Annotated in this window: 4 protein-coding genes and 1 pseudogene; 2 read left to right on the top strand and 3 right to left on the bottom strand. The window is 74.6% G+C overall.

Features of this window, described 5'->3' with window-relative positions:
- The 3 genes from GTW43_RS30640 to GTW43_RS30630 all read right to left on the bottom strand — a co-directional run.
- Positions 1-991 (bottom strand): ROK family transcriptional regulator (locus tag GTW43_RS30640; protein ID WP_161305247.1); only part of this gene is annotated, 991 nt, incomplete at its 3' end.
- A gap of 133 nt (positions 992-1,124) precedes the next feature.
- Positions 1,125-1,775 carry a response regulator transcription factor gene (locus GTW43_RS30635; protein WP_161305246.1) on the bottom strand — a complete coding sequence of 217 codons (651 nt, stop codon included), beginning with the start codon at positions 1,773-1,775 and terminating at the stop codon, positions 1,125-1,127.
- Between the two features lie 9 nt (positions 1,776-1,784).
- A complete protein-coding gene (locus GTW43_RS30630; protein ID WP_161305245.1) occupies positions 1,785-3,041 on the bottom strand; it encodes a histidine kinase in 1,257 nt (418 codons plus the stop codon).
- A gap of 108 nt (positions 3,042-3,149) precedes the next feature.
- Between GTW43_RS30630 and GTW43_RS30625 the strand changes: the two genes are divergently transcribed.
- Positions 3,150-4,073: an ATP-binding cassette domain-containing protein gene (locus tag GTW43_RS30625; protein WP_161305244.1), complete on the top strand. Its 924-nt coding sequence runs from the start codon at positions 3,150-3,152 to the stop codon at positions 4,071-4,073.
- Between the two features lie 2 nt (positions 4,074-4,075).
- Positions 4,076-4,493, top strand: a pseudogene (locus GTW43_RS30620) (ABC transporter permease); the annotation flags it as partial.

Genomic DNA, 4,493 nt, shown 5'->3' with positions numbered 1-4,493 from the left:
GCACCCCGTCGAGACCGGCCGCCCAGCCTCCGACGATCACCAGCTCCGGGTCGAGCGCGAGCACCAGCGCCGCCACGTCGTGCACGAGCCGCTGGATGAAGCGCTCGACCGCCGCGCCGGCCCGCTCGTCGCCCCGCCGGGCCAGGGCGAACACCTTCGCCACGGCCTGCTCGTCCAGCGGGTGCAGAGGCTCGTCCGTCGTCGACAGGAGCGTCTCGGGCCGCACCTCGCGGCCCAGCAGGTGCAGCGCGCCGATCTCGCCCGCCGCGCCGCCGAAACCGCGGTGCAGCCGGCCCCCGATCAGCGCGCCCGCACCCGGGCTCAGTCCGGCAAGGACCATCACCAGGTCGTCCGAGTCGACTCCGGCGCCCTTCCAGTGCTCGGCGACGGCGGCCGTGTTGGCGTCGTTCTCCACGATCACGGGGCACTTGAAGGAGCGCCGCAGCCGTTCGCCCAGCGGCAGTCCCGTCCAGCCCGGCAACGCGGTACCGAGCCGCACCGTGCCGTCGGCCTCCACGATCCCCGGGCTGCCCACGCCGACGGCGCGCAGCGAGTCGCGGGCCACGCCCGCCCGGCGCAGCAGATCCGCGACGGTGCCCCGCAGGCGCTCGATGCGCTCGTCCGCCGGCGCCGCCTCCGAGATCTCCTTCGCCGCGGAGCCCATGATCCGGCCGTCGAGCGCGGACAGCACCGCGGCGACCCGGTGCGGACCGATCTCGAGGCCGAGCAGATGCCCCGCCTCGGCCCGGAAGCGGAACTTCCGCGCGGGGCGTCCCTGCCGGCGCGCTCCGGGCTCGGTGCCGTCCGTCTCGATGACCAGACCGGCCTCGATCAGCCCTTCGACGACCCCCTCGACCGTCGGGCGGGACAGCCCGGTCACGCCGGTGATCTCGGTGAGTGTCGCGAAATCCGTGGCACGCAGCGCGTGCAGCACCACTGCGGAATTGATCCGCCTGAGCAGAGAGGGATCCCCGCCGGTCAGCCGCCCCAACGTCCGTCCTCCCAGCTCGTGCGCTTGTCCGCCGGATGCTACTCGTAGCGGGGCCCTGCGGCGAGCCTCGGGGTGCACCGATGCGGAACGGGCCGCTCACTCGCGCGCACTCTGATACGGGATGTTCCGGACCTCAGCCCGGAGTGACGAAACCGGATTCGTAGGCGGCGATCACCGCCTGGGTCCTGTCACGCGCCCCCAGCTTCGCCAGAACCGCGCTCACGTGGGATTTGACCGTCTCGGTGCCCACGACGAGATCCGCGGCGATCTCCGCGTTCGACAGACCGCGTGCCATGCGCCGCAGGACCTCGCCCTCCCGCTCGGTCAGCGCCGCCCGCGCGAGGGCCTCCCGAGCGGGCGCGGAACCGTGCTCGGCGGCCAGCCGGCGTACCGCGGCGGGGAAGAGCAGCGAGTCTCCCGCGGCGACGAGCCGCACCGCATGGACGATCTCCGCGGGCCGCGCCCGCTTGAGGAGGAAGCCGTCCGCGCCGGCGCGCAGCGCCCCGTAGACGTACTCGTCGTTCTCGAACGTGGTGATCACGAGGATCTTGGGAGGCGCGTCCACCGAGTTCAGCACGGCGCGCGTGGCGTCGATCCCGTCCAGCAGCGGCATCCTGACGTCCATCGCGACGACGTCCGGCCGCAGCGAGCGCACCAGCGGGACGACCGCCGCACCGTCGGCGGCCTCGCCCACCACGCTGATGTCGGGCTGCGCCTCGAGGACGGCGCGCAGACCGGCGCGGACCAGGGGTTCGTCGTCGACGAGGAGCACGGTGAGGGACACGGCGTCAGACTAGAGGGTGCCGCGGGGTGCCTTCTTCGGTTCGGACGGTCGTCCCACCGGAAGATCGACGTGGACCTGCCACTCGTCGCCGAGCGGTCCGGTCCGCGCCCGCCCTCCGAGCAGCGCCGCCCGCTCCCGCACGCCGCGCAGCCCGCTGCCCGTGCCCGCCGCGTGCGCCGGCCGGCCCGACGGCAGCGGATTGCGCACCTCCATGCGCAAACGTCCCGCGGCGACGGTGAGTTCCACGCGGACCGGCACCGTGCCGCTGTGCCGCAGCACATTGGTGAGCGCCTCCTGAAGGATGCGGTAGCCCTCGCGCGAGACCGGCCCCGGGACCGTCTCCAGCGGGCCGCTCACCGCGACGTCCACCTGCGCGCCGGAGGCCCGCGCGGAGTCGAGGAGCCGGTCGGCCTCCTGGAGCGTGGGGCGGCGGCCCGCCGGGAGCTCCGGCTCCCGCAGCACTCGCAGGACCCGCTCCAGGTCCTCCAGGGCCGCCCGGCCGGTCTCCTCGATCGCGTCCAGGGCCCGGTCCGTGAACGCCGCGTCGCCCGCCGCGCGGGCGGCACCCGCCTGCACCACCGCGACCGTCAGCGCGTGCCCGATGGAGTCGTGCAGCTCGCGCGCGATGCGATTGCGCTCCAGGAGCTGCTCGGTGCGCTCCTCCAGCGCGGCCAGACGCTCCGCCGCGGAGGGGCCGAGCAGCAGCAGGGCGGCGCGCGCCACCAGCAGGCCCGCCCCCGTCACCACGGCGAGCAGCACGCACAGGACCACCGGGACGAGCGGCGCGCACCACCAGCCCGGCGGCGGTGCGGGCAGGACCGAGATCGTGTCCGTGCGGCGCCCCGCCGCGCCGCCCGCCAGCTCCAGCACGAGAGCGAGGAGCTGACCGCACACCAGGGCGAGGGACAGCCCCAGCACGAGCCGCAGGACCAGCCACGCCGCGGTCCTGGCCCGGTCGCGCCACGACCCGGCCGGGGCGACCGAGACTCCGCACTCCTCGCCGCCGCCCGCCTCGCGCGCGTGCCCGCCGGGAAACAGCAGCAGGCGCGCCTGCAAGCCCTCGGCCCGCCTGACCGCCGGGACCGCGCCCGCCACCAGCAGCAGGGGCACGGGCACCAGGTAGACGAGCAGCCAGTCGCCGAGCGTGGGGCGGCTGTAGCCCGGGAACACCGCGGCGCACATGAAGGCGAGCACAGCCGCGCACAACAGGTGCAGCCAGCGGGTGTACGTGACCGTCCGGAACACCGGTCGCAGGAGGCGGGGCATGCGCCCATCGTGCCAGCGCCGCCACGCGGCACGGCTCCCCCGCACGGGGGAGAGGATCTCCACCCGCGGGGGAGGACCCGCGCCCTGCCGCCACGCCACGCTGAGGCCATGACCAGCATCGACGTCTTGGACCTCACCAAGGAGTACGGCACGACGCGCGCTGTCGACCGGCTGACCTTCCGGGTCGAGCCGGGCCGTGTCACCGGCTTCCTCGGACCGAACGGCGCCGGAAAGTCCACCACTCTGCGTCTCGCCCTCGGCCTGGACCGACCCACCTCCGGCCGCGTCCTCATCGGGGGGCGCCGCTACGCCGCGTACCGCGAACCCCTGCGCACCGTGGGCGCGCTGCTCGACGCGCAGGCCGCCCACGGAGCCCGCACGGCCCGCGACCACCTCCGCGCCCTGGCCGTCAGCAACCGCATCCCGGCCCGCCGTGTGACGGAGGTGCTGGAGCGGACCGGCATCGCCGCCGTCGCCGGGCGCCGCGTCAGGACCTTCTCGCTCGGCATGCGCCAGCGCCTCGGCATCGCGGCGGCCCTGCTCGGCGACCCGGAGGTCGTGCTCCTCGACGAGCCCTCCAACGGCCTGGACCCCGAAGGCATCATCTGGATCCGCGCGTTGATGCGCGACCTCGCGCGCGAGGGACGCACGGTCCTGGTCTCCAGCCACCTCATGAACGAGACGGCGACCTTCGCCGACCATCTCGTGATCCTCGGCCGCGGCCGGCTCCTCGCCGACACGCCCGTGCGGGACTTCATCGCCGCACACAGCGCCCGCCGCGTCCATGTGCGGACGACCGACCCCGGACGACTGCGCGCCGCCCTCACGCGCGCGGGGCACCTCGTCACGCTCGACGACGACGGGCAGCTCCGCGTCGAGGGCATCACCGCGGCGGACGTCGGCGCCCTCGCCGCGGCCGAACAGATTCCCGTCCTTCAACTCGGCGACGCGCAGGCCTCCTTGGAGGAGGCGTATCTCGCCCTGACCGCCCACGACGCCGAGTTCACCGGCGCGCCCCTCCAGGAGGCCTGACCGTGTCCACCACCGCCGTGCTGCACTCCGAGTGGATCAAGATCAGGTCGCTGCGCGGCAGCCTCGGGTCCCTGATCGCCGTGTTCGCCGCCACCCTGGCCGTCACGGTCCTGGTCTTCCCCACGGTCGGCCGGGCCGAGGCAGAGCACAGCGACGACCTTCTCTTCGGTGCCTTCTACGCGCTCAACTTCGGTCAGATCGCCGCCCTCGCCTTCGGCGCCACCGCCGTCTCCTGCGAGTACCTCAACGGCGCCCTGCGCGTCTCGCTCGCCGCCGTGCCCGTCCGCGGTCGCTTCTACGCCTCGAAGATCGCGGTGATCGGCGGCTGCGCCCTGGTGTCCGGCACCGCCGCCACCTTCGCCGCGTTCCTCACCGGGCAGGCCTTCCTGGGGTCCTCCGCGCTCGGCCTCGGCGACCCCG

Origin of the sequence: Streptomyces sp. SID5785, assembly GCF_009870065.1 — a bacterium.
In the GTDB taxonomy this organism is placed as follows: Bacteria; Actinomycetota; Actinomycetes; order Streptomycetales; family Streptomycetaceae; genus Streptomyces.
Note: the sequence above shows the minus strand (reverse complement) of the source record. Positions and strands in the feature narration are given on the sequence as shown.

Bases quoted from the DNA above. Each gene is read 5' to 3' on its own strand.
- GTW43_RS30625 (WP_161305244.1), top strand. From the start codon at position 3,150: ATGACCAGCATCGACGTCTTGGACCTCACCAAGGAGTACGGCACGACG.
- GTW43_RS30630 (WP_161305245.1), bottom strand. From the start codon at position 3,041: ATGCCCCGCCTCCTGCGACCGGTGTTCCGGACGGTCACGTACACCCGC.